The organism is Streptomyces sp. NPDC046805, from assembly GCF_040645355.1.
GTDB lineage: Bacteria > Actinomycetota > Actinomycetes > Streptomycetales > Streptomycetaceae > Streptomyces.
On sequence record NZ_JBEYYC010000004.1, the window covers coordinates 268886 to 282449 of the forward strand.

Sequence of the window (13564 nt, forward strand, 5' to 3'; positions counted from 1 at the left end):
CGCTTGTGGCCGGTCGAGCAGGTCGTCACCGAGTGGGACGTGTTCGTCTCTGCCGGCGTGGAGACCCTGTCCTGTTTCGACAAGGGCAGCTCGGACGAGGTACCGGGCACACACAACCCGCTGTTCGCCGAGGCGGAGGCGCGGACCCTCGCCGCCGAGTCCGGCGCCGACACCTGGACCGACCCGCGGGTGGCCGGCACCGTTCCGGACGCCTACATCGCCATGGGCCAGACCGCGGAGAACGTCGCCCGAGCCTTCGGGGCGTCCCGCGAGGACATGGACCGCTACGCCGTCCGCTCGCAGCACCTCGCCGAGCAGGCCATCGCCGAGGGCTTCTACACCCACGAGATCACCCCCGTCACCCTCCCCGACGGCACGACCGTCACCACCGACGACGGCCCCCGCGCCGACGTCACCTACGAGGCGATCTCCCAACTCAAGCCTGTCTTCCGCCCCAACGGGCTGATCACCGCGGGCAACTCCTGCCCACTCAACGACGGCGCCGCCGCCCTGATCCTTACGTCCGACACCAAGGCCCGCGACCTCGGCCTCACCCCGCTCGCCCGCGTCATCTCCACCGTTACCGGGCTGTCGCCCGAAAACATGGGCTACGGCCCGGTCGAAGCCTCGAAGCAGGCGCTGGCCCGCGACGGCATGACCATCGACGACGTCGACCTCGTCGAGATCAACGAGGTCTTCGCCGCCCAGGTCATACCGTCGGCGCGGGACCTCGGCATCGACCCCTTCGGGGACACGCTCAACATCCACGGCGGCGCCATAGCCGTCGGCCACCCGTTTGGCATGACCGGCGCCCGCCTCACCACCACCCTGCTCAACGGCCTGCGCACCAGGGACAAGAGCAGCGGTCTGGAGACCATGTGCGTCGGAGGCGGCCAGGACATGGCGATCATCTACGAGAGGCTCTCCTGATGGGCAACCTGACCTTCGATTTCACCGGTCGCAGCGTGATCGTGACCGGCGCCGCCCGCGGCGTCGGCAACGCGATCGCCCGCCATTTCCAGGCCGCCGGCGCGGCAACCTACCTCATCGACTTCGACGGCGACCTCGCCGCGAAGGAGGCCGCCGAGATCGGCGCCACCGGCCTCGCGGCGGACGTCAGCGACACCACGCAGGTCGAGCGGGTGGTCGAACAGGTCGTCGCCGACACCGGCCGACTGGACATCGTGGTGAACAACGCCGGGATCCTCAAGGACGGCGTCCTGTGGAAGACCACGGACGAGGACTTCGAGGGGGTGCTGGCCGTGCACTCGGGCGGGACCTTCCGCTTCACCCGGGCCGCGGTACCACACTTCCGGGCGCAGCAGTACGGCCGGGTGATCAACGTGACCTCCTATACCGGGCTGCACGGCAACCCGGGGCAGGCCAACTACGCGATGGCCAAGGCCGGGATCATCGGCTTCACCAAGACCGCGGCCAAGGAGCTGGCCCGGTTCGGTGTGACGGTCAACGCCATCTCCCCCAACGCCGCGACACGCATGATCGCGTCCATCCCCGAGGAGAAGAAGGCGCTCTTGACGCAGGCGATCCCGATGGGGCGCTTCGCGCAGCCTGAGGAGATGGCCGACGCGGTGGCCTTCCTCGCCTCCGAGGAGGCCGGCTACATCACCGGCACCGTACTGGCGGTCGACGGTGGGATGTCGATGTGAGCGCCCGACCCGACCAACCGCTGGCCCCGGAAGAACCTGCACGTGTAGCTGTGCGACGGGCAGGACGCAGCCGCCCTTCTCGTCGTTCGTCATTGCGTGAGCAGCACGCGGATGGAGCCGCCGATCTTGTTCCGCAGCACGTCCAGGCCGCGCTCGAACTCCTCGAGCGGCAGGACCTGGGACACGCAGCCGGACAGGTCCAGGCGCCCGCGCTGGACGAGCTCCGCGACCTGCTGGAGGTGTCGGGGCTCGGAGCCGTCGCGGCCGACGTCGCGCTTGCTGACGCGGATCAGGAACGGGCTCGAGGGCAGGGCCAGGTCGGCGCTCACCACGCCGACCAGTACCACCCGGCCGTACCGATCAACGGCGTCGAGCACCTGCCACTGCACGCTCGAGTGTCCGACGAACTCGACGGCCACGTCCAACAAGCGACCGTCCTTCGTCTCCAGAATCCGCTCGGTTCAGCACGGCCCGCCTGCATGCGACACGGTCGCCAGGACCGCCTCGACTGAACCCGCGGAGCGGTCGGACCCGCACCAAGCCATCTGCCGTACCGGCCCGGGCACCACCGGCGTCGGTACCGGCCCCTCCCATCACGGAAGCCGGAGATCGCACCTTGGACACCTCATTCACGCCGCAGACGGCGATGGTCGCCGCCCGCGCCCGCCGCAACGGCATCGCCGATCTCTTGCACCGAACCGTTCGCCGGCACCCCGACAAGCTCGCCGTCGTCGCCGGCGAGCTGCGGATCACCTATGCCGAGTTCGACGCCGCGGTCAACCGGTGCGCGCACGCGTTGGCCGACCGCGGCCTGGTGACGGGCGAGCGGCTGGCGGTGCTCTCGCACAACTGCTGGCAGTACGCCGTGCTCGTCTACGCGGCGGCGCGCCTGGGTGTGGTGTTGGTGCCGGTGAACTTCATGCTGGGGGCCGAAGAGGTCGCTTACATCCTGACCCACTCCGGCGCGCGGGGGCTGGTCGCCGAGGACGCGCTGCTGCCGACTGCCGAGAAGGCGCTGGCCTCGGTCAGCGTCGCGGGCGGTGTCCGCGGGGTGATCGGCCTGTCGGGCTCAGGTCGGGTCGAGGGTTGGGAGGACGTCGACGCGTGGTGGCAGGAAGGGGACGACACCGCGCCGGATGTCGCGGTGTCCGACGACGACCCGCTGCGACTGATGTACACCTCCGGCACCGAGTCCCGGCCCAAAGGGGTGCTGCTCACCTCCGGCTCACTGATCGCCCAGTATGTCAGCTGCATCGTCGACGGAGGGATGAGCGGCGACGACGTCGAAGTGCATTCACTGCCGATGTACCACTGTGCGCAGCTGGACTGCTTCTTCGGCCCCGACGTCTACCTGGGCGCGACGTCGATCATCCTGCCCGCCCACGGTGTGGATCTCGCTGCTGCGGCACGCCGATTTCGACACGACCGACCTCTCGTCGCTGCGCAAGGGCTACTACGGCGCCTCTCCGATGCCGGTGGAGGTGCTGCGGGAGATCCAGCGCAGGCTCCCAGACGTGCAGCTGTGGAACTTCTACGGGCAGACCGAGCTGGCGCCGGTGGCCGCGATCCTGGCCCCGCACGAACAGCTAGAAGGAGCCGGCAGCGCGGGACGGCCCGCGCTGAACGTGGAGACGATCATCGTCGACGAGGACGACCGCCCGGTGCCCGCGGGCCAGGTCGGCGAGATCGTGCACCGCAGCCCGCACGCCATGCTCGGCTACTACCGGGACGAGCAGAAGACAGCCGAGGCGTTCCGCGGCGGGTGGTTCCACTCCGGCGACCTGGGGGTCATGACCAAAGACGGCTGCCTGACCATCGTCGACCGCAAGAAGGACATGATCAAGACCGGCGGGGAGAACGTCGCCAGCCGGGAGGTCGAAGAGGCCCTCTACGAGCTGGAAGGGGTCGCCGAGGTCGCGGTGTTCGGGATCAGCCACCCGCACTGGATCGAAGCGGTCACGGCCGCGGTCGTCCCCAAGAACGGCAGCGCCCTGACCGCCGCAGATGTAAACGCGTTCGCTCGAACGAAGCTCGCGCCCTACAAGCGCCCGAAGTACGTCGTTGTGACCGAGGCGTTGCCCAAGAACCCGAGCGGCAAGGTCCTTAAGCGAGACCTGCGCAACCAGTACGCAAGCCTGGCCACCGACGAGACCGGCCGTCGACGGCCGACCGACGTTCCCGAGAAGGACGAGCCGGACGGGAGGAAACAGACGTGAGTACGAACGGCGCCCAGGGCATCGGCGAATCAACCGGAGGCGATTCCGGGGCACTGGCGGGTGGCGAGGTAATCGGCGTCCCGTCGATCGGCGAGATTATCGGTGGACTCGCCGCCGCGCTCGTCCAGGGCCGGGTCGTCGCCCACGAGGCCATGGCATGGAGCGCAGAGCTGGTGCGCGTCGCGCTCGGCCGCTCCGAGCTAACCCCGGCGAAGCAGGATCGGCGCTTCACCGATCCGACCTGGACGCACAACCCGCTCTACTCCCGCATCAAGCACGGCTACCTGGCCACCGCCCGCGCGGTGCGCAACGTGGTGGACAAGCTGGGCGCCGACGCCGACGCCGACCCGCAGCGGGCGGAGCAGGCCCGGTTCGCCACCGACATCCTGAGCAGCGCGCTCGCCCCGACCAACTTCCTGCCCACCAACCCTGCGGCGCTCAAGCACGCCTTCGAGACCGGCGGGTCGAGCCTGCTGCACGGGCTGCGCAACGCCGTCGATGACCTGCGGCACAACGGCGGCATGCCCTCGATGGTGGAGCGCGGGGCGTTCGAGGTGGGCCGTGACCTCGCCGTCACCCCGGGCGCGGTGGTTGACCGCGACCCGGTCGGCGAGCTGATCCAGTACCGGCCCAGCACACCGCAGGTGCACCAGCGACCGGTGCTGATCGTGCCACCGCCGATTGGCCGGTTCTACTTCCTGGACCTGCGGCCAGGCCGCAGCTTCGTCGAATACACCATCGGCCAGGAGATGCAGACCTTCCTACTGTCCTGGCGCAACCCGAGCGCGGAGCAGGGTGAGTGGGACCTGGACACCTACGCCGCCTGGGTGTCCTCGGCCATCGACGTGGTGCGGGAGATCACCGGCAGCGCGGAGGTGAACCTGATCGGGTTCTGCGCGGGCGGGATCATCTCGACCACGCTGCTCAACCACCTGGCCGCGACCGGCGACGAGCGGGTGCACAGCATGTCGTACGCGGTGACCCTGCTGGACTTCGGTGAGCAGGCGCCGATCGCGGCGTTTCGCAGCGCCGGGTTGTTGCGGTTCGCGCGGGCCCGGTCGCGCCGGGCGGGCATCATCACCTCGCGGCAATTGGGGGCGGCGTTCACCTGGATGCGCCCCGATGACCTGGTGTTCAACTACGTGGTCAACAACTACCTGATGGGCAACAAGCCGCCCGCGTTCGACGTACTGGCCTGGAACGCCGATGGCACGAACCTGCCCGGGGCGTTGCACTGCCAGTTCCTGGACATCTTCGCCGACAACCGGCTGGTGCAGCCGGGCGGGATGAGTGTGCTCGGCACCCCACTGCACCTGGACAAGATCTCGCTGCCGACGTTCGTCACCGGCGCGGTCGCCGACCACCTCACTCCGTGGGCCGCGTGCTACCGCACCACCCAGTTACTCGGCGGTGAGACCACGTTCGTGCTCAGCTACTCCGGGCACATCGCCAGCCTGGTTAACCCGCCCGGCAACCCGAAGGCGCACTACTGGACCGGCGACCCGCCCGGGCCCGATCCACAGGCATGGCTCGATGGCGCGACCAAGCACCAGGGCAGCTGGTGGGAAGCCTGGTCCCGGTGGCTGGAGCCGCGCGCGGGCCAACGCAAGGCGGCACCGAGCGAACTCGGCACCACCTCCCACCCGGCACTCGACCCAGCACCGCTACGTGCGCGACCGGACCTAAGCGCCGCCACGCATCCCTGGAAGGTCTCTCGATGCCCAAGACGAAGTGGCTGCAGAGCCCCTGGCACCAGAACCCTGATTCGAATCGGTGGCCGCGGCGCAGCGGCGGCAGGCACACAGCTGCCCGCCCCGTATACGGGGCATTGGTGACGGTGTTGCAGCGCGGCCAGACGATCGCGGACAACGAGGTGGCGTTTCGAGAGTGGGCTGCCCGCGAACGGACAGGCCGGTGTGGGGAAGGTGCTAGATGTCCTCGTTAGCGGCGCCGGCTCGGCCCTGCTCGGGATGGGTTCTGTCCTCGGTCCACGAGCTCGGGCCCGACCAACTACTCATCCCGGACGACGTCCATCGCGCCCTCTGCGCCACCGCCGGTCAGATGAAGGTTGCAGGCTGACCTTGGGCTCGTACCGGCGACCCGACCGATGCACAGACGAATACGTATCACCACCGCCCGACGTAGGGAACAGCAATGACTGTCACCGCAGAGTCGCGAACCGAGCTGGACCGCGCCGCTTCCACGTCGACGGCGCAGGGATCGAGCCACGTGGCTCTGAGACCCACCGCTCGATTGAGGCCGTCACCGGCGACCTGCTGAGCACCGCGTCGCTGGCCGCGCGTCGGACGACAGACCCCGGTACCTCACCAGCGCACAAAATGGCTCTCAGCGTTCGGTCGCAGATCTCACTGGCATCGCCGCCGCGGCCTGCCGCCCCGTCCGCCAGCGCACGACCGTCTACCACGACGACCCCCGCGCGCTTGTCCCACGGCGCACGCCCCATCATCCCCATCGAAGTTGTCGCCAACCCATCAGAATTGAGGACGCCATGCCCACGCTGGCCCCCGAGCTCACCTTCCGCGCCGAACTGCAGCTCGACGACCTCGGCACCGGCCCGTTCGGCTCACGTGTCATCGCCAACGTCACCGGCGGCAAGTTCAGCGGTGATCGTCTGACGGGCAAGCCGATCGGCGCCGGAGCCGACTGGCTCCTGATCGGCGGGGACGGCTACGGTCGTCTCAACGTCCGGGCAACCTTCCAGACCGACGACGGTGCGAACATATACGTCCATTACCACGGGGTGATCGAGGTAACGGAGGCGATCGGCGCCATCCTCGGCGGCGCGGACAACGCCACCGAGTTCGGCGACCAGTACTTCTTCACCAACCCCCGGATGGAGACCGGCGACGAGCGCTACGCCTGGGTGAACCGGACGATGTTCCTGGGGCAGGGTCGCATCCTCGCCGGTCCCGCTGTCGAGTACGTGATCTACCGCGTCGACAACTGACCGTGCTCGGCTGTGGTCCTCGCCGGACCGGGCGTGGTGGCCGGAGTAGCGGATGTCGGCGGCCGCCTGCACCGGCATCCGCGCCCCGAACGGCACCAGCCGCCCTCCGGGCCGACCGTCTCCAAGCGTCGTCACACACTCATCAGAGGATGTTCGTGCTGCTGACGTGCAGGTTTAGTCGTTTTGCCAGTCGCCCGAGATCAACCAATTGACACGCCTCGCACCGAATATGCAGTGGCAGAGTCAGCTGCCAGCCTGGCGTGTTGTCGCGTTCTGTCCCAACAGCTTCTGTCCGGTTCGAGTATGGGCGAATCGGCTGCCGCCGTTTCGCCCGAGCGAGCGATACCGCCCTGCCGCGCCAGCACGTATCAGGTGGCGCCGCTGGTGAAGATCGTGACCGACAACGGCGGCCCGTAGGAGTCCGGCGAGCACGGCGGCCAGGTCTTGTGCGTCCGGGGCATGCCCGGGATGCGGTTGAGGCGGTCGCTCAGCCGGGAGCCCTCCCCAGACAGCGGGACAGCATTCAAAGGTGTCTCGAGTGCCTCATTCAGTGGCACGTTGCTCCAGCTGTGTTCACGCAATGGAACGGGCGAGGCATCAACCCGGTCGAGGCGCCGCGGTCGGGCGCGCCACGGTGGATGAGGTCAGGAACTGCGCGACGAACTCGACGGTCTCAGCGGTGCGCTCGAACAGCATCAGGTGCCCGCCGCCACGCACGACCTCCAGGTGCGCGCGTGGTATCAACCTGGCCATCAACCGGGGGTTGAGCATGGGGATGACTGGGTCGTCATCCCCGGCCAAGAGCAACGCTGGCTGGCGCAGCAGCGGGAGTGCGGGCAGGCTTGACCACCCCGCCAGAGCGAGAATCTGCTGGTAGTACCCTCGGAAGGTCGGCGGCTTCGCCAAGCGTGCCGCCGCGTGTTCGCCGGCGCCGGCACCGGATCCGCCGCCGAACACCGCCGCCGCTTGAGCCAGCGCGTCGGGTGAGGTGTACCGCGCAGGTGTGGCGAGCACACGGAATGCTCGCGGGTTACCGGGAAGGCTGCCGAGTCCGAAGTTCGTGTTGGCCAACACCACGCGGCGTACGCGGCATGGGTGGGTCAGTGCCACCTGCTGGGCCAGCAAACCACCCCAGGAGAGGCCGAGCACGTCGAACCGGCCGAGCCCCGCGGCGTCGGCGACCCGCATTGTCAGCATCCCCAGCGCGGCGAACGGCCACGGCGAGAGTCCCGCAGGTGAATCACCGGTTCCCGGGATGTCGAACGCGACCGTTGTTGCCCCTGTGCGCTGCGCCAGCTGTGTGCGGAACGGCTCCCACATCTCAACGTTGCCGCCGAGACCCATCAACAGCAGCAGGGGCGTGGCCTCAGGGTCGCCCGGTCGGACACTCACTCTGATCGGGCGACCCCACACGGTCACCATGCGCGTATCCTCACCGTTGACAACCCGTTCCCGTGTGTCAAGCAGTTCGCCGCCGATGTCGGCCACCTCCTCATTGCCCGTAATCGCCGCGGTTCGGGCGGGCATTGACAGTCGAGAAGCTCCGATGGCGTTGGGAGCGGCCCGTCGTGGACCTGCGCGAGATCCACCAGGATCTGCTGTCAACCGCCAGGGCGACAGCAGACGAGTCCCTTCGGACCGCCCGTACGCGCTGTGGCCGCGCTGCGCCGTGCTCGTACTTCACCTGACTCGCTCGCCAGGCCCGTGTGCTCACCGAGGTTGCCCCGCGCCGCCCGCTGGTCGGAGCGTCACCTGCGGCGAGTACGGGAGAGTGCGTCGTCATGAGCGCTCCTCAACATCGGCGGTGACGTGTGAGGGACGGCACCGGTCGGCGGGCGGGAGGTCGGCGGCGAACCGATCGGCGATCAGCCGTTTGAGTAGCTTCCCGTTCTCGTTGCGGGGCAGGCCTTCGGCGAGGTGGATCAGCTTCGGGGTCTTGACCCCACCCAGTCGGTGACGGAGGTGTGTGCGAAGCGCATCGATGTCCATCACCATTCCCGGTTGGGGGACGGCCACCAGGGCGACGGTCTCTCCCCATTCCGGGTCCGGCACGCCGAAGACCGCGCACTCTGCGACCTCGGCGAGTTCCATTGCCGCGTTCTCGACCTCGGCGGGGTAGACATTGAAACCACCGGTGATGATCAAATCGGTCTTCCTACCGACGATCGTCAGACGGCCCTCGGCGTCGAACCGGCCGACGTCACCGGTGCGCCAGTAGGCACCGCAGCGGCGGGCCTGGGTCAGTTCGGGGGCGCGGTAGTACCCGGACATGGTGAACTCCCCGCGCACGAGGATCTCGCCGGTCTCACTGGCGGGGAGGGCGTGGCCGTCGTCGTCGACCACCAGCACGTCGCACCAGGAGGTCGGTCGCCCGACGCTCGCAAGCCGGGCGTCGTCCACAGGCCTGCCTGCGGGGTCGACGAACTCGTCCGGCCGCAGCCGCGCGATCAGCATCGGGGCCTCGGTCTGCCCGTACCCGGACTCGAGCACCGGGCCGAATACCTCCAGCGCTTCCTTGATCCGGCTCAGGGCGGTCGGCCCAGCCCCGAAGGCGAGGGCCCGTAGCGAACTGGTGTCGCGGGTCCGGATCTCGGGATGGTCGAGCAGCCGGTAGAGCATCGTCGAGGTCAGCGTCGTGGCGGTGACGCGGTGCCGTTCGATGGCCGTGAGCACGGCCCCCGGCTCGAATGCCGGCAGGACTGCGATGGTCCCGCCACTGGCCAGGACACCCAGGCAGATCCGCCCTCCGACGTGCGTGAGCGGGGCGGCGGCGAGGTAGACGTCGTCCGGGGCTGCGAGGACCTCGTAGTACCCGCGGATCAGCGCCGCCAGGCGCGGCGCGGAGAATGCGACACCCTTCGGGACGCCGGTCGTGCCACCGGTGGTGAACACGGCGGCGAGATCGAGATCGTCGGGATCGGCAGCAGGTACAGGGGTGGCCAGGAGCTCGCGGCGCGACCCGATCTCGATCGCGACCGCCAGTGAGGGAACGGCGTCGGACAGCGGTCCGGCCTCGCCAGCCAGCTCCGGCGCGACCAGGAGGGCGTGACAGCCGAACCGGGTGAGAACATCGCCGATGGTCGTCCGCGATTCCCGGTTGTTGATCGGCAGCCACGCGGCTCCGGACCGCACCAAGGCCACCATCGCCACGACGCAGTCGACACTGTTGGGGCTCAGGACGGCCACCTTGTGTCCGCGGCCGACGCCGAGCCGGCGCAGTTGCTCGGCCAGCTCGCCTGCGCGGTCCCACACCTGCAGGTAGGTCAGGAGCTCGGTGTCGGTGACGACACAGGCCGCGTGCGGGCGGGCGTCGACGGTCGCGCGGATCTGCTCGGCGACGAGCGGGGTTCCGGCCATGGCGTTGTCGTGTCCCCTTCCGTGGGTCAGGACGTCTGCGCGGCGCGCGGCTGCGCGTGCTCGGCCGCCGGGCGCGCGACCTGGGTGATCTCCTCGAGGCTGCGGCCACGGGTGCGTTCGCCGAAGAGGCCGATGGTCAGACCGGCGAGGAGGATGACCGTGGCGAGGTAGAGGAAGACGGCGGTGAACCCGAGCCAGCTGAGCAGGGCTGCGATGAGAAAGGTGGTCACGAAGGTGGCCAGCCGGCCCGCCCCGTTGCCGATCCCGGCCCCGAGTGCGCGCAGGTTCGTGGGGAAGATCTCCGGCAGGTAGGTGTACATGCAGGGGGTGGAGGCCTGCAGCAGCATCGTGATCAGCAGGCCGCTGGCTAGTAGGACGCCGTCGCTGTCGGTGAAGCCGAACACCAGGAACAGGCCCGCCACGATCGTGTAGATCACCAGGACCGCGGTGCGGCGCTCGACCTTGTCGATGAACAGCAGGGCCAGGAGCGCGCCGGGCAGGGCCGCCAGCGACAGGATGGACGAGTAGGTGAGGGCCTGGGCCGGGGTGAGGCCGTGCTCGTTCAGCAGGGTCGGCACCCAGGAGTTGAACCCGTAGAAGCCGGACAGGGCCAGCATCATGGTCAGGCTCAGGACGATCGTGCGCGTGAGATAGCCGCCGCGCACCAGGTCGATCGCACGACCGCTGTCGATGGTGGGTTCCCGGACGACCGCCGGCAGGTCGCCGCCGATCTTCGCGCGGGCTTCCTGCTCGATGCGCTCGACGATCTGGAGCCCGTCGTCCCGTCGTCCATTGGCCTCGAGCCAGCGGACCGATTCCGGGAGCCCGCGGACGACCAGCAGCAGGAACAGCAGACCGACGGCGCCCAGGACGAAGATCCAGCGCCACGCCGACGGTCCCGTCGGCACGATCGCGCGGGCGAACCACGCCATGGCAGGGATACCGAGCAGGCTGACCGCGACGATCCAGGCCTGCGACCGGCCACGGTGCGCGCGGGGGAACATCTCGGCGACGTAGGTCAGCACCACCACGGTCATCGCCTGGAGCCCGAAGCCCGTGAGCACCCGGTAGACGGCGAGATCGGTGGTGCCGACGGCGACGGCGGACAGCAGCGAGAAGAGCGAAAAGAAGACCGTGGCGGCGATGATCACCCGCTTGCGGCCGATGCGGTCCGCGATCCGCCCGCCGGCGATGGAGCCGGCGAACATGCCCAGGAACGACGCGGCGGTGATGGTGCCGACCTGCTGCACGGACAGGCCCCAGTCGGCACGGATCGCCGGTGCGGCGAACGCGAAGGTGTTCAGGTCGGCCATGTCGACGAGCAGCAGGCCCGCGAGCGGGCCGGTCCAGCGCTTGTGGGTCCGGGTCAGGACGGGAATGCGGTTGAGGCGGTCGCTCAACCGCTCCGGCTCGTCGATCGCGGGGACAGCATCCATGACGTCTCCATCTGTGCCAGTGAGTGGCGCGCTGTTCCAGAAAAGCTGCCGCTATGGAAGATGCTCGCTGAGGGGCTGTCAAGTGCTTCAACATCGGGAAAATCGCGGGATCGTCCGGGTTTCGGGCGGGAGTTGACGCGTCGCGCGGCCTTCCACATGCTGCTCAGCAGCACAGCGTGCCGATAAGTGGGCAACGACATTCGGGAGACAGCTATGGTTCGTGTATCCAGCAGCGCGGCGGGGACGTCAGCGCCACCCGCCTTCGCGGACCAGGCGCTCAGCGCGTCCTGCGCGGGCCTGTCCTTCGCCGACATCCCGGAGGACGTGCTCGACGCCGCGGTCGACTGCATGCTGGATACCTGTGCCGTCGGCGTCGCGGGCTCGGGGCAGGACGTCGTTCGTCAGGTCGCCGTGGCGGGCGGTGACGGTTGACTCACTTGCTCGCGCAGGCACGCGAGATGCTCATCTCGCGGCTACGTGGGCGATCGGCCGTTCCTGACACCGCCGGACCAGACGACGACGGCCTCCGACGGGCAGCGGGGCATCACGCTGGGACACCAGGCAGGTCCTGGTCCTTTCGCCGGCGGACGAGTGACTTGGCGGTTCTCATCCTGCCGCCCAAGGACCCTGCCTCTTACGCACCGACCCCAGCATCTACAACGTCACGACCCGCAACACCTAGCGCCCCTTGGAGTGCGGCCAGGCTTTCGGCAACGGCCTCTGTCGCTAACGTCCCCGCGGGCGTCGCAGGCAGTGCCGGCCCGGCCAGCCCCCTCCTCGCTGCCGGGGCTTCGATAGGGGCGCTGTTGTTCGCCTCGGTTACGGGCATGGGTGCCGAGGTGCTCTCCGACGGGCCAAAGGCGGGTGCCGCGAAGCGGATGGGTCATGGGCCCTTCCAATGCACGGGCTGCGGCTCCTTGTCTGGAGGCGCGGTGCCCTCCTCCGCACCGAGGGCGTGACGAGCTGTCTGCTCGATGACCGTCCACCGCTGTTCGGGGGTCTTCCGGCAGACGACCCGGCAGGCTGTGATGAACGGCCTCCAGGCTGTCGGCGGTTAGGCGGCCGCCCAATGCGGTAGTGACGTCGCGGACGGCTTCGTAGAGGGTGACTGCCGCATCGCGGCGGTGCCGCTGTTCGGTCTTGCAGGTGATTTTCACTGGGACGGCTTGGGCACGGTGCCGGTTTCGTTGCGCTGTTTCAGGGCGAGCGGCGTTTTTCCCTCAACTGGTGTCCGTAGACGGCGGACCGGCCGATGGTCGCCTCCGCGTAGGCCCCGAGACTGTCACGGCTGCGCCGCCACCATCGCCCCTTGGCCGCTCGCTCCAGGCCCTGTGCGATGACCCAGACCGCTGCGTCTCCCGCCGCGAGCGCCGTACCGATGACCTCTTCGGTCGGCTCCTTCTGCCGCTGTTCCGTCTTCGTCAGTTCTGAAGCGTCGTGGGCATCGACAGTACGAACTCTCTCCAGGTCCGGCTGCCCCTCAGCAAGCCGGAGCAATACTGGCAGCCGCCGAAAGGACCACCTGCCGGCTGGCGACCGTGTCGCCGCGAGACGACCGATCTCTCCGGTGGCGTGCCCGCGATCGTCACGCGCAACTACACCAGCATCCCGTGCCATCGGCGGAGTGTAAGGGCTCATCAGGCACCGATGGTGTGCGGTGCCAGGTGTTCGAGGACGGTGTGGTGGGCTTCCCAGCCGTCGGGGATCTTGGAGGGGGCTCCGGGGTACGCGGGGTCGTTGGAGGGATGAGCGTCGAGCAGTTCGGCGATGCTGGCGCGGGCCACGACCGGCGTCTTGTCCGTGACTACGCCAACGGGCCGAGCCCCGCTCCCCCTCCGACATGCGCCTATCCAAGCGCGCAATGATCGGGAACACCACCTAGCCGACGAGTAGCAGCGTGGTCACCTGATACTCGCGCAG

Annotated in this window: 12 protein-coding genes and 3 pseudogenes; 7 read left to right on the forward strand and 8 right to left on the reverse strand. The window is 68.9% G+C overall.

Annotated features, from left to right (window positions below; all coding sequences use genetic code 11):
- Window positions 1-30: 30 nt before the first annotated feature.
- Window positions 31-930 (forward strand): annotated as a pseudogene (locus ABZ910_RS07465) (acetyl-CoA C-acyltransferase); the annotation flags it as partial.
- A complete protein-coding gene (locus ABZ910_RS07470) occupies window positions 930-1667 on the forward strand; it encodes an SDR family oxidoreductase (protein WP_361360549.1) in 738 nt (245 codons plus the stop codon). The pseudogene ABZ910_RS07465 and the gene ABZ910_RS07470, both read left to right, overlap by 1 nt.
- An 89-nt stretch (window positions 1668-1756) precedes the next feature.
- On the opposite strand, the gene ABZ910_RS07475 is transcribed toward ABZ910_RS07470, so the two are convergent.
- Both ABZ910_RS07475 and ABZ910_RS07480 read right to left on the reverse strand, forming a co-directional pair.
- A complete protein-coding gene (locus ABZ910_RS07475) occupies window positions 1757-2119 on the reverse strand; it encodes a hypothetical protein (protein ID WP_361360625.1) in 363 nt (120 codons plus the stop codon).
- Window positions 2120-2292: 173 nt separating this feature from the next.
- The gene (locus ABZ910_RS07480) at window positions 2293-2514 is read right to left on the reverse strand and encodes a hypothetical protein (protein ID WP_361360633.1); all 222 of its coding nucleotides are present in this window, start codon (window positions 2512-2514) and stop codon (window positions 2293-2295) included.
- Here ABZ910_RS07480 and ABZ910_RS07485 point away from each other — a divergent pair.
- From ABZ910_RS07485 to ABZ910_RS07500, 4 genes and pseudogenes are all read left to right on the forward strand, one after another.
- Window positions 2416-3331: pseudogene (locus ABZ910_RS07485) on the forward strand (AMP-binding protein); the annotation flags it as partial. The gene ABZ910_RS07480 and the pseudogene ABZ910_RS07485 overlap by 99 nt on opposite strands.
- A gap of 171 nt (window positions 3332-3502) precedes the next feature.
- Entirely contained in the window at window positions 3503-3883 is a 381-nt protein-coding gene (locus tag ABZ910_RS07490) for a hypothetical protein (RefSeq protein WP_361360627.1), read from the forward strand.
- Entirely contained in the window at window positions 3880-5718 is a 1839-nt protein-coding gene (locus ABZ910_RS07495; RefSeq protein WP_361360551.1) for an alpha/beta fold hydrolase, read from the forward strand. The genes ABZ910_RS07490 and ABZ910_RS07495 overlap by 4 nt, the downstream gene beginning before the upstream one ends.
- 674 nt (window positions 5719-6392) lie before the next feature.
- Window positions 6393-6851: a DUF3237 domain-containing protein gene (locus ABZ910_RS07500; protein WP_361360553.1), complete on the forward strand. Its 459-nt coding sequence runs from the start codon at window positions 6393-6395 to the stop codon at window positions 6849-6851.
- Window positions 6852-7448: 597 nt separating this feature from the next.
- Here the strand turns inward: ABZ910_RS07500 and ABZ910_RS07505 are convergent.
- The 3 genes from ABZ910_RS07505 to ABZ910_RS07515 all read right to left on the reverse strand — a co-directional run bounded on the left by ABZ910_RS07505 (window position 7449) and on the right by ABZ910_RS07515 (window position 11644).
- Window positions 7449-8339: an alpha/beta fold hydrolase gene (locus ABZ910_RS07505; protein ID WP_361360555.1), complete on the reverse strand. Its 891-nt coding sequence runs from the start codon at window positions 8337-8339 to the stop codon at window positions 7449-7451.
- 291 nt (window positions 8340-8630) lie between these two features.
- Entirely contained in the window at window positions 8631-10208 is a 1578-nt protein-coding gene (locus ABZ910_RS07510; RefSeq protein WP_361360557.1) for an AMP-binding protein, read from the reverse strand.
- Window positions 10209-10234: 26 nt separating this feature from the next.
- Window positions 10235-11644, reverse strand: coding sequence for an MFS transporter (locus ABZ910_RS07515; RefSeq protein ID WP_361360559.1), 1410 nt, complete (start codon window positions 11642-11644; stop codon window positions 10235-10237).
- Window positions 11645-11857: 213 nt separating this feature from the next.
- Between ABZ910_RS07515 and ABZ910_RS07520 the strand changes: the two genes are divergently transcribed.
- On the forward strand, window positions 11858-12076 hold the full coding sequence (locus ABZ910_RS07520) for a hypothetical protein (protein WP_361360561.1): 219 nt from the start codon (window positions 11858-11860) through the stop codon (window positions 12074-12076).
- 4 nt (window positions 12077-12080) lie between these two features.
- Here the strand turns inward: ABZ910_RS07520 and ABZ910_RS07525 are convergent.
- The 3 genes and pseudogenes from ABZ910_RS07525 to ABZ910_RS07535 all read right to left on the reverse strand — a co-directional run.
- Window positions 12081-12202, reverse strand: a pseudogene (locus ABZ910_RS07525) (IS481 family transposase); the annotation flags it as partial.
- 639 nt (window positions 12203-12841) lie between these two features.
- On the reverse strand, window positions 12842-13141 hold the full coding sequence (locus ABZ910_RS07530; protein WP_361360563.1) for a hypothetical protein: 300 nt from the start codon (window positions 13139-13141) through the stop codon (window positions 12842-12844).
- A gap of 140 nt (window positions 13142-13281) precedes the next feature.
- Window positions 13282-13428: a hypothetical protein gene (locus ABZ910_RS07535; protein ID WP_361360565.1), complete on the reverse strand. Its 147-nt coding sequence runs from the start codon at window positions 13426-13428 to the stop codon at window positions 13282-13284.
- Window positions 13429-13564: the final 136 nt, after the last annotated feature.

Bases quoted from the DNA above. Each gene is read 5' to 3' on its own strand.
- ABZ910_RS07470 (WP_361360549.1), top strand. From the start codon at position 930: ATGGGCAACCTGACCTTCGATTTCACCGGTCGCAGCGTGATCGTGACC.
- ABZ910_RS07490 (WP_361360627.1), top strand. From the start codon at position 3,503: ATGATCAAGACCGGCGGGGAGAACGTCGCCAGCCGGGAGGTCGAAGAG.
- ABZ910_RS07500 (WP_361360553.1), top strand. From the start codon at position 6,393: ATGCCCACGCTGGCCCCCGAGCTCACCTTCCGCGCCGAACTGCAGCTC.
- ABZ910_RS07510 (WP_361360557.1), bottom strand. From the start codon at position 10,208: ATGGCCGGAACCCCGCTCGTCGCCGAGCAGATCCGCGCGACCGTCGAC.
- ABZ910_RS07515 (WP_361360559.1), bottom strand. From the start codon at position 11,644: ATGGATGCTGTCCCCGCGATCGACGAGCCGGAGCGGTTGAGCGACCGC.
- ABZ910_RS07520 (WP_361360561.1), top strand. From the start codon at position 11,858: ATGGTTCGTGTATCCAGCAGCGCGGCGGGGACGTCAGCGCCACCCGCC.